This window comes from Succinatimonas hippei YIT 12066 (genome assembly GCF_000188195.1).
GTDB classification, from domain to species: domain Bacteria; phylum Pseudomonadota; class Gammaproteobacteria; order Enterobacterales; family Succinivibrionaceae; genus Succinatimonas; species Succinatimonas hippei.
This window is the reverse complement of sequence record NZ_GL830946.1, coordinates 1-15,511: the sequence shown is the minus strand read 5'-3', so window position 1 is coordinate 15,511 and position 15,511 is coordinate 1. Positions and strand designations below refer to the sequence as shown.

The 15,511-nt window shown below is 43.0% G+C and carries 12 protein-coding genes; 4 read left to right on the top strand and 8 right to left on the bottom strand.

The window, feature by feature from the left end:
* The first annotated feature begins 149 nt into the window (after positions 1-149).
* The 4 genes from rpsU to HMPREF9444_RS00920 all read left to right on the top strand — a co-directional run bounded on the left by rpsU (position 150) and on the right by HMPREF9444_RS00920 (position 2,788).
* Positions 150-365: a 30S ribosomal protein S21 gene (gene rpsU, locus HMPREF9444_RS00935; protein WP_009142428.1), complete on the top strand. Its 216-nt coding sequence runs from the start codon at positions 150-152 to the stop codon at positions 363-365.
* 361 nt (positions 366-726) lie between these two features.
* A complete protein-coding gene (locus HMPREF9444_RS00930) occupies positions 727-1,410 on the top strand; it encodes a DUF4405 domain-containing protein (RefSeq protein WP_009142427.1) in 684 nt (227 codons plus the stop codon).
* Positions 1,400-2,359, top strand: coding sequence for an aldo/keto reductase (locus tag HMPREF9444_RS00925; RefSeq protein WP_009142426.1), 960 nt, complete (start codon positions 1,400-1,402; stop codon positions 2,357-2,359). Before HMPREF9444_RS00930 ends, HMPREF9444_RS00925 begins: the two co-directional genes overlap by 11 nt.
* Positions 2,360-2,518: 159 nt before the next feature.
* The gene (locus tag HMPREF9444_RS00920; protein ID WP_009142425.1) at positions 2,519-2,788 is read left to right on the top strand and encodes a hypothetical protein; all 270 of its coding nucleotides are present in this window, start codon (positions 2,519-2,521) and stop codon (positions 2,786-2,788) included.
* Positions 2,789-2,938: 150 nt separating this feature from the next.
* On the opposite strand, the gene purL is transcribed toward HMPREF9444_RS00920, so the two are convergent.
* From purL to HMPREF9444_RS00880, 8 genes are all read right to left on the bottom strand, one after another.
* On the bottom strand, positions 2,939-6,838 hold the full coding sequence (gene purL, locus HMPREF9444_RS00915) for a phosphoribosylformylglycinamidine synthase (RefSeq protein ID WP_009142424.1): 3,900 nt from the start codon (positions 6,836-6,838) through the stop codon (positions 2,939-2,941).
* A gap of 203 nt (positions 6,839-7,041) precedes the next feature.
* Complete coding sequence (locus tag HMPREF9444_RS00910; protein WP_009142422.1) at positions 7,042-8,025, bottom strand: nucleoside hydrolase; 984 nt, start codon at positions 8,023-8,025, stop codon at positions 7,042-7,044.
* A 17-nt stretch (positions 8,026-8,042) separates the two neighbouring features.
* Complete coding sequence (locus tag HMPREF9444_RS00905; protein WP_009142421.1) at positions 8,043-9,044, bottom strand: LacI family DNA-binding transcriptional regulator; 1,002 nt, start codon at positions 9,042-9,044, stop codon at positions 8,043-8,045.
* 33 nt (positions 9,045-9,077) lie between these two features.
* Positions 9,078-10,454 (bottom strand): MFS transporter, encoded by a 1,377-nt coding sequence (locus tag HMPREF9444_RS00900; RefSeq protein WP_009142420.1) that lies wholly within the window; start codon positions 10,452-10,454, stop codon positions 9,078-9,080.
* Between the two features lie 227 nt (positions 10,455-10,681).
* Positions 10,682-11,824 carry an MFS transporter gene (locus tag HMPREF9444_RS00895; protein WP_009142419.1) on the bottom strand — a complete coding sequence of 381 codons (1,143 nt, stop codon included), beginning with the start codon at positions 11,822-11,824 and terminating at the stop codon, positions 10,682-10,684.
* A gap of 74 nt (positions 11,825-11,898) precedes the next feature.
* Complete coding sequence (locus HMPREF9444_RS00890; protein ID WP_009142418.1) at positions 11,899-13,062, bottom strand: MFS transporter; 1,164 nt, start codon at positions 13,060-13,062, stop codon at positions 11,899-11,901.
* Positions 13,063-13,227: 165 nt separating this feature from the next.
* On the bottom strand, positions 13,228-14,874 hold the full coding sequence (gene groL / locus HMPREF9444_RS00885; RefSeq protein ID WP_009142417.1) for a chaperonin GroEL: 1,647 nt from the start codon (positions 14,872-14,874) through the stop codon (positions 13,228-13,230).
* A 23-nt stretch (positions 14,875-14,897) separates the two neighbouring features.
* Positions 14,898-15,191: a co-chaperone GroES gene (locus HMPREF9444_RS00880; protein ID WP_009142416.1), complete on the bottom strand. Its 294-nt coding sequence runs from the start codon at positions 15,189-15,191 to the stop codon at positions 14,898-14,900.
* Positions 15,192-15,511: the final 320 nt, after the last annotated feature.

Genomic DNA, 15,511 nt, shown 5'->3' with positions numbered 1-15,511 from the left:
TATTATGTAATTATTACGACATTATCAGAAAACAGCTGTAATAATCATTTACTAAAAGTTAGTTTTTATGTATAATTCGCACGTTTATAACCAGCCGGAGTTTGTTTATAGCCCGGCTTCGTCATTTTATAAGTGAGGTGGTTTTCCACATGCCAGTCATTAAAGTACGTGAAAACGAGCCGTTCGACGTTGCCTTGAGACGTTTCAAGCGCTCCTGCGAAAAAGCCGGTATTTTGGCCGACGTAAGAGCCCGCGAATTCTACGAGAAGCCTACTACCGTGCGTAAGCGCGCTAAAGCTTCTGCAATCAAGCGCCACGCCAAGAAGATGGCCCGCGAAAATGCGCGCCGTACAAGGCTTTACTAATCACGCACTTGTGTCTTAATAAGACATGACTGCTTGTTTAGTCTAGTTTTGTTAAAAAGCATTTGCTTTTTTAACGGTCTCTAGATTGTGTATTTAAAGGTCGACTTTATGTCGGCCTTTGCTTTTATATAGCGATTGAAAATTTTACGATTTGAAAGTCATTACTGTTAAAAATACTCTCAAAGCATAACCTTCAATAAAAAAATAGTATTTTGCAAAAGGCTGAACATTGACTACATTTTGACAAAGAAGATATAGAATTTATCTTTTCCGAACAACCCCAAAGCTAATATTATTGAAAGGCATATTTTATAAATTTACCAATATCAAAAACCTTTATATAAATTTACGGAATACGTAAATGAAAGCTTTCAAATCTTTTTTAATTAAAATCATAATGTATGTACTGCTTTTAGGTTCAAGTTCGCTGCTGTTAGTACCGCGTTCTTTCCCGCTTTTATTGCATGAAATCATAGGTACAGCATTATTTTGTATTGTGCTTTTCCATATTTATATTCTTCGCGACTATTTTCACTATAAAGAACAAAAAAGCTTTACCTCCATTTATAAAAACACTCTGCTTGTATTGGTTGCAGTAAGTTTTTGCGTAGTTATCATAAGCGGTATCGGTATATCAAGATATCTATTTTCAGCTGTAGATTTGGGATCAGGACGCGTTTATCATCAACTGCATACCGGATCAGTTTACCTGTTCTTAATCTTTGCTTCTATGCATGCAGGTTTTTATTTTGATCGTTTCTTTGCTTTAATCAGCGAAAGCCTTGGACACAAAAGTAAAATTGCAATTATCTGTGCTCTTTATTTCATCGCCTTAAACGCACTGCCTCTTATTTTCTCTTACGAATTTATAGACAAGATAACCTTTAATCAAAGTTTCTCATTTTTTGACGATGAAAGATCGGTTTGGCTTTATATTGTAGATAATTTCAGTATCGGCATTCTTTTTGCACTTTTAAGCTATAACTTTTACAAACTTTTTTTACATTTTGATATTCAAAGGATAAGGAATAACAATGCTGTATAAAAATCTCGGTTCGACCGATATAAAAATTTCAGCGCTATGTGTCGGATGCATGAGCTTTGGCGAGCGCTTTAAAGATTTTCATATGTGGACTTTACCCTATGAGGAAAGTAAACGCATTATCGATCATGCCATTGATCTGGGTATAAACTTTTTTGACACGGCAAACTGCTATGCGCACGGTACTTCAGAAGAATTTTTAGGCAAAGCTCTCGCCTCTGTTCCGCGTGATAAGGTCGTAGTCGCCTCTAAAGTCTATTTTAACGAAGGCCATCTTAGTAAAGAGGCTATCTCTAGAGAAATCGACGGTACGCTAAAGCGTCTTAACATGGATTATCTTGATCTTTACATAATTCATCGTTTTGATAAAACCACCCCGATTGAAGAAACCATGGCAGCTTTAGACTCCTTGGTTAAAGCCGGAAAAGTTAGAGCATTGGGGGCTTCAGCCATGTACGGATATCAATTCTATAACATGCAGCAATGCGCTAAAGACAACAACTTGACGCAATTTGTTTCAATGCAAAATCACTACAACCTGCTTTACCGTGAAGATGAACGCGAACTCATTCCTATCTGTAAGCAAATGAATGTTTCACTAACTCCTTACAGCCCGCTTGCTGCAGGACGTGTCGCTCGACCTGACTGGGAAAGCTCAAGCTTACGCTCACAAAGCGATACTACAGCAAAAGCCAAATACGACAGTACCGAAGATTCCGACAAGCTCATTGCTCTCTCAGTTAAGGAAATTGCAGAAAAATATAATGCTACCATGGCGCAAATCGCTCTTGCCTGGCATTATGCCAAAGGTGTAACCGCCCCTATTATCGGCAGTACCAAGATAAGCCAATATGATGATGCAGTTAAAGCTTTGGATATTTCATTAACGGATGAAGATATTAAAGCACTTGAAGCTCATTATTTACCGCATAAAGTGATGGGAGCTTTATAAGCTGTTTTTCCCGTAAGAAAAAGTCAGTTGCAACTGACTTATTTTTTATCTTTAAAATCAATTAGATTTATCGTCAGTTGCGACTGACGATTTTTTTAATTTAAATACTTTTACAGCACACAGCAAAACTCATAACAATAGACGCTGCACGATAAAGGTTTGGACATATCCGCTGCAGAAGCTGTTGCAGCGCTTGAGTCCATGAAGATATCCCATCTTAAAGGACTTAAAAAAGCGAACAATAATCTGTACGGCTGCAGCAATATTGATGTCCTGTCAGCTGCAGTAAAACACGCTGACGGTGAAAATGTGACGCTTAAGGAGTTATGTGATGAAATTCTGAGGGCTTGCGGTTTAGAGCTGCTTAACAGTCTGGATACCGCTTCCACTATCCGCCGTAAGCTTAAATTTACCTTGGCGATGCAATAAAAGTTACCTACAAAAGGCAATAATCTCTTCTAATCCGTTGATAGATATAGAAGAAACAAGAAAATTACAACTAAAATGCGCTAAAGTCGGGACAAAAACTCGGGGTGCTTTTGACATCCCGAGTCTTCCTTAATGAAGGCTAATTAAAAATTAACCTACAAACTTACGAGCATTTCTGAAAATGCGGCACCAAGCGCTGTCTTCACCCCAATCTTCAGGATGCCAAGAATTTGATACCGTACGCATTACACGCTCAGGATGCGGCATCAAGATAGTAAAGCGACCGTCCGGTGTAGTTACGGAAGTGATACCGTTAGGCGATCCGTTAGGATTTAACGGATATTCCTCAGTAACCTTACCGTAATGATCGATATAGCGAACTGCTACCAATCCTGATTTCTCAAAACGCTCCAAGTGAGCTGCGTCCTTAAATTCGGCGCGACCTTCACCATGAGATACCACAATAGGCATCTTAGAGCCGGCCATGCCGTCAAAGAAAATTGACGGGCTCTTTTGAATCTCAACCTCAACAAAACGGGCTTCAAAGCGCTCGGAAAGATTAGTTACAAAACGCGGCCAATCCTCAGCTCCGGGAATTAAATCACGCAAAGTAGACATCATCTGACAGCCGTTGCAGACACCTAAAGCAAAAGTATCTTTACGGTTAAAGAAGTTACCGAACTCCTCGCTTGCTCTTGAATTAAAGAGAATTGACTTAGCCCATCCTTCGCCGGCACCTAATACGTCACCGTAAGAGAAACCGCCGCAAGCTGCAAAGCCCTTGAAGTCCTTTAAGGAAACTTTGCCGCTTAAAATATCGGTCATGTGTACGTCAACGCAGTTAAAGCCGGCGCGGTCAAATGCTGCCGCCATTTCGCCCTGAGAGTTAACGCCTTCCTCACGAAGGATAGCAATTTTAGGAGCAGTTGATCCGACGATGTAAGGAGCTGCGATATCTTCTTTAGTATCAAAAGTAAGATCGGCAAACAAGCCCGGATCTTTTTCATCAAATTTAGCGTCATACTCGGACTTGGCGCAAGCAGGATTGTCACGCAATGACTGCATATGATAGGTAGTTTCAGCCCATGCAGTTCTGAAATGAGTACGGGTCTCATTGATGACATCCTGACCTTCACGCGTAAAGACGATGCGATCGTCATCGCGCAGAGTTCCGATAACAAATGAACAATTAGATAATCCGTGACCTGACAAGATATTAAGCACCTGCTCTTCAAGCTCGGCAGGAACCTGAATCACCGCACCGGGCTCTTCGGCAAACAAGACGCCTAAATCATTTTGTCCTAACTCATCCATACGTACGGTAACACCGGTGTGGCCGGCAAAACACATTTCAGCGACGGTTACAAACAAACCGCCGTCTGAAATATCGTGATAAGCCAAGATCATGTTCTTGCTGTTTAAGAACTGGACGGCATCAAACAATCCTTTCAAGCGAATAGGATTATCAAGGTTGGCAGGCTTGCTGCCGAGCTGACGATAAACCTGAGCAAGGCAAGAACCGCCAAGACGGTTCTGTCTTTCACCTAAATCGACATAAATAAGAACTGTATCGCCCTTATCGGTTCTAAGCTGCGGAGTTAAAGTTTTGCGAATATCTTCGCAACGGGCAAAGGCCGAAATAATGAGGGACATCGGAGCGGTAACGGTACGTTTCTCGCCATTTTCCTCCCAAGTGGTCTTCATGGACATGGAATCTTTGCCTACCGGTACGGTAATTGAAAGCTCAGGGCATACTTCCATACCTAAAGTCTTAACGGCTTCATAAAGACCGGCGTCCTCTCCCGGGTGTCCGTTTGCAGCCATCCAGTTTGCGGACAATTTGATTCTATCCATATCGCCGATCATGGCAGGAGCAATATTGGTAATTGCCTCGGCAATAGCCAAACGTACTGATGCAGCCTGATCAAGCAGAGCAACCGGAGTACGCTCACCCATGGAGGCGGCTTCACCGTGATAGCTGTCATATGAAGCTGCGGTTACGGCGACGTCGGCCACAGGAACCTGCCACGGACCTACCATCTGATCGCGGGCAACCATACCGGTAACAGAACGGTCACCGATAGTAATAAGGAAAGTCTTCTCGGCAACGGTCGGCAGACGCAGAATTCTTTCAGCTGCATCAATCGGGCTTATGCCTTCGTCTTTAAACTCGGGAGAATCAGCTTTGGCACTCTTTACAACCTTATTCATGCGCGGAGGCTTACCGAGCAATACGTCAAGAGGCAAATCAATAGGACGATTACCGAAATACGGATCTTCAAGTACCACACGACGCTCTTTCGTTGCTTCGCCGATTACGGCAAACTGTGCACGCTCACGTTTACAGAAAGCTTCAAATACCGGGAATTTCTCAGGTGAAACGGCTAAAACATAACGCTCTTGAGACTCATTACACCAAATCTGCAGCGGGCTCATGCCCGGTTCGTCATTGGGGATTTTGCGCAGATCGAAATGACCGCCGACACCGCCGTCAGAGACAAGCTCAGGCATTGCGTTTGATAAACCGCCCGCGCCTACGTCATGAATAAACATAATCGGATTTTCAGATCCGAGCTGCCAGCAGGCATCAATTACTTCCTGACAACGGCGCTGCATTTCAGGGTTGCCGCGCTGAACTGAGGCAAAATCCAAATCCTCTGACGACTGTCCTGAGTTCATGGAGGATGCGGCACCACCGCCAAGTCCGATATCCATGGCCGGACCGCCTAAAACGATTAATTTAGCGCCGGGCTCAATATGATCTTTTTGAATGTGCTCACGGCGGATATTACCCCAACCGCCTGCCAGCATAATCGGCTTATGGTAGCCGCGGATCTCCTTTCCGGCAAAGCTTACGACTTCCTCTTCATAAGTTCTAAAGTAGCCGCAAAGATTAGGACGTCCGAACTCATTGTTAAATGAAGCTGCTCCTAATGGTCCTTCAATCATAATATCAAGAGCTGAAGCCAAACGATTAGGCTTACCGAAATCATGCTCCCACGGCTGAATCGCACCGGGGATCTTTAAATTCGATACGGTAAAACCGCACAAACCGCCCTTAGGCTTAGAGCCTACGCCGGTAGCTCCTTCATCACGGATTTCACCTCCTGAACCGGTAGCAGCTCCGGGGAAAGGAGAAATTGCTGTCGGATGATTATGAGTTTCGACCTTCATAAGAATCGGCATATCTTCCTGATGATAGTTCCACTCTAAAGTGTCTCTGTCAGGGTAGAAACGTCCGGCTTTTGAACCTTCCATAACCGCAGCATTATCGCGGTAGGCAGAAAGTACGTAATCATTATGAGTGTTATAAGTATTACGTATCATCTGGAATAAAGATAAATCTTCTTTCTTGCCGTCAATTTCCCATGAGGCATTAAATACCTTATGACGGCAGTGCTCGGAGTTCATCTGAGCAAACATGTAAAGCTCAATATCGGTAGGATCACGGCCTAAATCTTTAAAAGAATTTAAAAGATAGTCCATTTCCTCATCATTTAAAGCCAAACCGAGCTCAACATTTGCTTTCTTTAAAGCTTCTTTACCGCCGGTAGTAAGCGGGACTGTGGTAAAAGGCTTGGGAGATTGCTTTTCAAATAAAGCAGCACCGGCATCAAAACTGTCAAGTACGGTCTGCATCATGCGATCATGAATAAGCGGAATAATTGCTTTACGTTCATCTGCATTTAATGACGTACCGTCCTTTTTCTTAAACCAATATGCAATACCGCGTTCAATACGATGAATTTCAGTCAAACCGCAATTATGCGCAATATCGGTAGCTTTTGATGCCCATGGAGAAATAGTACCGATTCTAGGGATCACGAAAAATAAGTCACCTGCTTCAGAATGTTCTTCATCAACAGGACCGTAAGTTAAAATTTTATTCAAAACGACTTTTTTGTCGTCGCTTAAAGGTGCATCAACATCAACAAGGTGAATAAAACGGGTACAAATGGAAGCAACTTCGATTCCGGTTTTAGCCACTGCCTCTAAAAGCTTCTCGACCTTATATCCGGAAAGAGCTGAAGAACCGCGTAAAATATCCATAGATACTATTTCTCGCTAAGAAAATTATGTTGAAAGGAGTAAGAAAATCTCACGATCCGTATATTTTAACAAACCGTCAGCTACTACAGAAAAAATATTTAATAAGCTAGAAAAAATCTTTAAAAAATTCACACAGTCCATTAAAAATAAAGGCGCCATGAACAAAATCACCCGGCGCCTTTACATATTCTTCTAACTTTTTACTAGAAATTAAGTCTCTGCTTCATAAGAGACAGCAGCCTTTGGTTATCAACTGCCGTCATGATTTTCACTTTACGGGATGATTTAGGCTGTATTTCATCGGCGTTTTTCAAAAATCCGATATCGGCAATATAGGTTTTGCCGCGAAACGCCCCTTCAAGCTCAATATTAACAAAGTGATCTTTAAAGCAAAATAATGATTCATCGATTAAATACGCAACGGTCAAAACATCATGCACCCAGCAGCCGTCAATGCCGCGCGTTTTCTTTGAATACGCAAGCCAAGGTTTGGTTGTCTTATACAGATACTGGCATAATGAATTTTTAATATTCCCTATTTCCTCAAGATCTTCTTGCTTCATCAAAGTGGTAGAGGTCGTATCAAAAGGAGCCATCGTGCAGGGAACGGAACTTTCCAACACTACGGCTGCAGCTTCCGGATCCAAACCGAAATTCGTATCTTTTAAATAATTTTTGACATTAAAGCAGCCGCCCATCAGCACAATCTCCTGAATTTTATTCACTACTTCAGGATATTGATTAAACAAAGCCGCAACATTAGTCAAAGGGCCTATAGCGATTATCGTTATTTCGTGAGGATTGTCGTTAATAATCTGCGCCATTTTCTCTACGGCATTGCTGTCCATGCCGGTATCGGCTAAAGAAAAATTTTCCTCCGTATCCTGCCATAAATATTTAAGTCCTTGTTTCTCCACTCCGTGATCAAGCCGTTCGCGCCACTTTTGGGTCGGCTCTTTTAATGCCCTGAAAGAGCCGCAATAAACGGGCACATCATATCCAGACTCCTGTAAAAAGTGCCTTGCCACAAGACACGCCTTAAAATTTAAAACATTACCGCTTACAGTCGTAACAGCTTTCACTTCAATTTCAGGACTTGCCAAAGCTAAAGCTAAGGCTAACCCGTCATCAACATTTGCTCCGGCAATACCGTTGCCGATATCACAGTCGACAATTATTTTTCGCATTTTGTATCCGTATATAATTAGTGATCTCTAAGCGACATTCCGTCCTTTACGATATAAGGAACATTGTAGACACTGTCCGTTACTTCATGATTCAGTACCATATTAAGCACATGCTGGGCAACCAGCTTAACCGGCTGAAACATGGCAGCAAAAGACGGTACGACAAATTCGGACAGCTCGGTTGCATTAAAAGTAGCCATTCCGATGTCATCAGGAACTTTAATTCCTCTTTCCTTAAACGCCCGTAAAGCACCGAATGCCTGCATTTCATTGGTAGTAAAAACGCTGTCGTATTGTGCATTCATAATTAAATCAAGAGCCGCAAAATATCCGTCATTTCTCGTATAGTCAGAATAAAAAATCAGAGCGGGATCGGGGTTTAAGCCGTGAGATATCAAAGCGCTCTTCCAACCGCGGATACGCTCCTGCGTATTATGCATGGACTTAGGGCCGCAGATAATCGCTATTTTCCTATATCCCTTAGCGATCATCATTTTGACCACATCAAAAGATGCCTGATATTCATTGATTTTAACCACCCGCAGTCCGGGGGTAAGGCTTGCCATATGATTTAACAGCACAAACGGCGTATTGCTTGAAGAAAGTAAATCAAGATAAGGATCTTTTATCGCATTATAGATAATGCCGTCAACCTGACGCTGCAAAAAGAACTTGAGCAAATCAAGCTCCTTATCTTCACGATCATCACTGTCACCAAGCAAAATGACAAAACCGCGATCAATTGCCTCTCCTTCAATAGCGTGAGCAAGCGAGGCAATAAACGGATTTGAAATATTAGGAATGATAAGTCCTAAACAGCGTGATTTACCGCTTACCAGTGCTCTTGCGATATTATTAGGCTGATAACCCGTAATTTTTATCGCCTCAAGCACTTTCCTTCTGGTTTTTTCCGATACCGGCTTAGGTCCGTTATTAATTACATAACTTACTACCGCACTTGAGGTACCGGCTAATTTAGCTACATCATTACGGGTAACTTTTTTATTAAAATTCTGCATAGTCTTTCCTTATGATGTAGCCATTGTACCTAATTACAGGGCATCTTCCGGCAGATTAAGATCACGTCCTCGCGTTTCAGGAGCAATGAACGTGCTTACCAGACCGATGAAAGCGCATACTGCAAAGTAAGTTGCAATCGGCCACCAATGTCCGTAGTACGATAAAAGGGCAGAGGCAATCATCGGAGCGGTTCCGCCTGACATGATAGATCCGAGCTCTTTGGCAAACGCCATCTTGGTGTAGCGGTTGGTTACGCCGAATAGTTCTACACCCCAGGCAGCCTGAACACCGAAAATTCCTAAAGAGGCAAGTCCCATACCAATTACGATAACGGGTCCTACAATCCACGGCTCCTTGGTATCAAGCAGCATAAAAGCAGGGAACGCCCACAAAACCAGCAAGATGCAGAACCAGCGATAGGTAATGCGGCGCCCGAATTTATCGGATAACCAGCCGGAGAACGGAATGATAAAAAATCCCAGTACCGATGCTACAAATACCGACATGGTGGCTACCGACTTGTCAACGCTTAAGAAGCTCACAACATAACCGATGATAAATCCTTGAGCCAGATAAGACGGTCCGTTCTCTCCTATGCGCAATCCGACCATAACCCAAAAAGCCTTGGTTCTTGCAAAGAAGGAACGCTTGTCTTTCTTCTGCAGTTCCACACCTTTTTCAAAGGCTTCTTTGCGCATTTTTTCAAGCTGCTTTTTCTGTTTTTCAAAAACAGGTGTCTCACGCATATGCTTTCTGATTAAAAGAGCGATATAAGCAATTAAGATAGATCCCAAAAACGGAATACGCCAGCCCCAGCTCATCAAATCATCATGATCAAGCTGCAATACCAAAAGCCAAACTGCAGAGGCCAAGAGAGTGCCGCTGTTTGATCCTAATCCGATAATTGATGAAACTACACCGCGTCTTTTTACTGGAGCATACTCGCCTAACATAACGGCTCCGCCTGATAATTCGGCACCGGCACCGAGACCTTGCATAAAGCGCATCAAAACCAGCAAAGCGGCAGACCATGCGCCGATTTTTTCATAGCTTGGAATAAGTCCGATACATGTAGTGGCAAGTCCCATCAGGGAAATGGTAATAACCATGACAAACTTGCGGCCCATTTTATCACCGAGCATGCCGAAGACTATAGCTCCGATAGGACGCGCAATAAAACCTACGGAAAAAGCGGCAAAGCTTTGCAGCAAAGCCATAACCGGTGTTGATTCAGGGAAAAATACTTCACCGAAAATGATACCTGCGGCCAATCCATACAGAGCAAAGTCCGTATATTCCATAGTGGTTCCTAGCCAACAAGAGATAGTGGCTCGCCAAAAATCCTTTTTTCCCTCTTCCGTTTGGAAGTTGGCTTCGGCAGCCTGGGTGTGGATGTTGTTTTCGCTCATAGCAAACTCCGTAATATTTATTCTACACGTGTAGAATAAAGACAAAAACAAAGTTTTGATGTGAGTAGTTTCACAAAATTAATTTATTAATTTTTAATTTGTTTATTTAAATAAGTCTTATTGATACAGACAAAAAATTATCTACTCGTAAAAAAATTCAAAAATTTTAAACAGTTAAAAAGCGGTAAAGTCTGATGCTTTGCCGTCTTTCTCCAATATGATTAAAATTAATTAAAAGCCTTCTTAGCTAAAAAAATACCGGCTGCAAGCAATAGAAGCCAAATTCCCATTACGGCAAACGCCCCACTTAAGGAAAACAAGGTCCCGATAGATCCGATTAACGCGGGGCCGAACGTGATTGCCGCATAGCCGCAGGTTGATACCGCAGCAACAGCTGCCGTTTGCGGCATATATTTCTGGCGCCCGGCATAAGACACGGCAAGCGGTAATATATTGGCAAGCGACAAACCAAGAGCTGCCAATGCTGCATAAATAACGGCAGGATCTTTATTTAAAGACACAAGCATCAAAGCTGCCGCGGCAATAATCACGCTTATAAGCAAAGTTAAAAAAGCCCCGACATGCTTTAAAACCATGCTTCCTGAAAAGCGCCCTACAGCCATGAAAACTACTACAGTTAAATATCCGCTTGCTGCTGTTTGCGGATCCGCCGCCTCTTTTTCTATAAGCAGTAAACCGGTCCAATCAATCATTGCTCCTTCTGCAGTAAGCGCACTTAAGGCTATCAGCGCCAACATAATGACAAAGCCTTTAGGCAAAACAAAAAAAGGTTCATCTGAAACTATTTTTTCACTGTCTAAGGCAAAACTTGCCAAAATTAAAGTTCCGAGTACGACCAAGGAGGGAATTGCAGTCGCATACAGAGGAGAAAAATTTACAGTCAAAAACAAAGAAATAATCAAGACGGCAAAAATCTGCCCTATTGAGTAAAAACCGTGGAATCCGGATAAAAGAGGAGCTTTAAACTTTTTCTCGAGAAAGCTTCCGTAAAGATTTACCGCCACCTCCATACAGCCCATGGCAAATCCGTAAACAAGGACACAGAAAAACTGCAAAAAAAAATTAAATCTCGCCGCTACCGCTATAAGAGCAAGACATAAAACCGTTCCTGAAACAAAAACGGCAAAACGCGTTCCTTTAACTTTGACGATAAAAGTTGCAGTAAGCATCCCGATAATTGACCCTAATCCCATGGTCAATATCATTAAACTCAATTCAACTTTGGAAAGGGAAAGATCTTTTTGAATATACGGCACTAACGGGGCCCAGGCGGCTATTGCAAAACCTAAAAGAAAAAAACAGGTTCTGGCTGACTTCAGCACGGTCAGACTTCGATTTAATGTGAACATAAAAATCTCCGTCTTAAGTACCTAGGGTTAGGTCAGAAAATTTTAGCACATTTTAAAATGTAAAAATGCGCAAGTCAGTCTGCTCTTTTGGGCGCCAACAGATAAAAGCTCCCCAAACCGACCGCTACTACCGCACAGGCCAAGCATAAAAAAGTGTATTCAAGTGAAATAACTTTAGCTAAAAAACCGATAAGCGCCGGTCCGCACAAAATTCCGGCAAATCCTATAGCATTAACCCAAGTTACAGACAGATGCATCGGCATTTCTTTGCGGGAAGCTATATAAGAAATCAACTGCGGAACAATGTTGGATGCCCCGACTCCGATAAGAGCAAAACCGCATAAAGATGCTATCGCCATAGGGCAATAAACAACCACGCAATAGCCGCTGAAAATACATAAAGCACCTAACAGCAAAACGCGCCTGCGCCCCATTTTCATCACAATCTTGTCGCCGGTCAAGCGGCAGACTGTCATAGCGATGGCAAAAGCCGAATAGCCGTATCCTGCCATTGATATATCGACACCGCGCTCACTGCTTAAAAACACACCAGACCAATCCAATACCGATCCTTCCGTCATAAACATTACAAAACACATCAGACCTACAATAATGACAAGATAATGCGGAAAAATAAACTTCTTGGACGTAATAGCATTGTCTTTGCTTTCGTTGTGCCCGACAGAAGAAAAAAGATGCTTTCCTCCGGCAAATGTAAAAATCACTACAAAAACCGCAGCAAAAATCGCAGATCCTACAATGCCAAGCCACGTGTTTAACAAAGTCGTCACTATAATCGATCCGCAAAATCCGCCAACACTATACAAACCGTGTAATCCCGACATCACTCCGCGCTTTAATTCCTTTTCTACTAATGCAGCATTAATATTGGATACCACATCCACAATTACGGCACTAAAACCGAAACACAATAAAATCACTGCCATCAAATATAAATTTGACGTAACTGAAATCGCCACTATCAAAAAAGCCAATAATAATACGGAGGCATATATGAGTTTTTTACAGCCGAAACGTCCGGCCAAAACTCCGGTTATCGGCATTGAAATAAAAGAGCCGATTCCGACGCATAATAACAACAAACCAAGCTGATGCTCATCAAGTGCAAAACGTTCTTTCACATACGGGATCATCGGTGCCCAAGCCGCTACTGCAAAACCTGCGGCCAAAAACGAACAGCGATTGGAATTTAACAACTGTAATTCTTTTGTTTGCATATTTTTAAATATTACCGTTTAACTTAGCGCTTAGTTAAATTAAAGAATTACACTCACCCTGTCAATCTACTGATTTGTCCTAAAAACGTATTTTCTTCTCCACCTAAAAACAAAAAGAGCCGCCATTTCCGGTAGCTCTCTTTTTAATTATGCGTTACGGCTCAATTACATCATGCCGCCCATTCCGCCCATGCCGCCCATTCCGACACCGGCAGGAGCTTCGGCTTCCTTCTTAGGAGCGTCGGCAATCATGCACTCAGTAGTGATCATGAGACCGGCAATTGAAGCAGCATACTGCAATGCAGAACGGGTAACCTTGGTAGGATCCAAAATACCCATTTCGATCATATCGCCGTACTCACCGGTAGCAGCGTTATAACCGAAGTTGCCTTCACCTTCACGTACGCGGTTAGCGATAACTGAAGGCTCTTCACCGGCATTAGCAACGATCTGACGTAACGGAGCTTCCATAGCGCGCAAAGCAACCTTGACACCGACGTTCTGATCTTCGTTATCACCTTTAAGCTCAGCGGCAATCTTAGAAGCAACACGAACCAAAGCAACACCGCCGCCAGGAACAACACCTTCCTCAACTGCAGCACGAGTTGCGTGCATAGCATCTTCGACACGTGCTTTCTTCTCTTTCATTTCAACTTCAGTTGCTGCACCGACCTTGATAACGGCTACGCCGCCTGCAAGCTTGGCAACACGCTCCTGCAGCTTCTCGCGATCATAATCAGAGGTGGACTCTTCAATCTGCTTACGGATCTGAGCAACACGATCTTCAATAGCTTTAGCATCACCGGCACCGTTGATGATGGTGGTGTCATCTTTAGTGATAACAACGCGTTTTGCAACACCCAAATCATCAAGCTGGGTCTTATCAAGTTCCATACCGACATCAGAAGAAATTACAACACCGCCGGTCAAGATAGCGATATCCTGAAGCATTGCCTTACGACGGTCACCAAAGCCAGGGGACTTAACAGCAGCAACTTTAACGATACCGCGCATGTTGTTGACAACCAAAGTAGCCAAAGCTTCACTTTCTACATCCTCTGCAACGATAAGCAAGGACTTGCCGGCTTTAGCAACACCTTCCAAAATCGGAAGAATATCGCGAATATTGGAAATCTTCTTGTCAGTCAAGAGAATATACGGATTCTCAAGTTCAACGGCTGAAGTATCAGGCTTGTTGATAAAGTACGGAGAGAGGTAACCTCTGTCAAACTGCATACCTTCAACGAGGTCGAGTTGATCTTCAAGGCCCTGTCCGTCTTCTACAGTGATAACACCGTCACGACCTACGCTCTCCATAGCATCAGCAATGAGGTTGCCGACGGTAGCATCGGAGTTTGCAGAAATGGTGCCGACCTGTGCAATTGACTTTTTATCTGAGCACTCGGTGGAAATCTTCTTGAGCTCTTCAACGGCAACATTAACGGCCTTGTCGATACCGCGCTTTAAATCCATCGGATTCATGCCGGCGGCAACTGACTTAAGACCTTCGGTTACGATAGCCTGAGCCAAAACGGTAGCAGTAGTGGTACCGTCACCGGCTGCATCATTAGCCTTGGAAGCGACTTCCTTGACCATCTGAGCACCCATGTTCTGGAACTTACCCTCAAGCTCAATCTCTTTTGCAACGGTTACGCCGTCTTTAGTGATAAGAGGAGCACCGTAGCTCTTATCCAAAACTACGTTGCGTCCCTTAGGACCTAAGGTTACTTTAACGGCATTTGCCAAAACATTGACGCCCTCTAACATCTGAACACGGGCATCATTACCGAAAAATACTTCTTTAGCGGCCATTTTTCTAATACTTCCTTAAAATCTTAGTCGTTAACAACAGCAAGAATATCGCTTTCAGAAAGAATGATGACGTCATCGCCGTCAATACGCTCTTTCTTAGTACCGTAGCCTTCGTTATAAATTACGGTATCACCGACCTTAACGCTCATCGGAGCGATGGAACCGTTATCAAGAATACGGCCATTGCCTACAGCCAAAACTTTACCGCGAGTAGACTTCTCAGTAGCGCTGCCGGTTAATACGATACCGCCTTCAGACTTCGTCTCGACTTCAAAAGGTCTTACGATTACGCGATCATACAAAGGAACTAATTTCATTTGTTTCTCCGCAGGTTTATAAACCGCAAAAAATTCTAATCAAGTCGGCATAGGGCCCGACTTTCACCCCGCTTTGCGAACAAAGCTCTAAATTCAACACAAATACAAATGGGGATGCTTTTTTCACTTTCAAGAGAAAATTAAAAAAAATTTACAATTTTTTTGTCGGATAAGAGATAGGAAACACTGCAGCTGGATAAAACTAAGAAGGACGTAAGCTTTTCTAATTAACATTCCGGGAAGAAAAGCGCAGGATTAAAATGAAAACCTGCGCTGCTCAAAACTGATTTATCAAAAAAGATCAGCGGCTAAAACCCCGT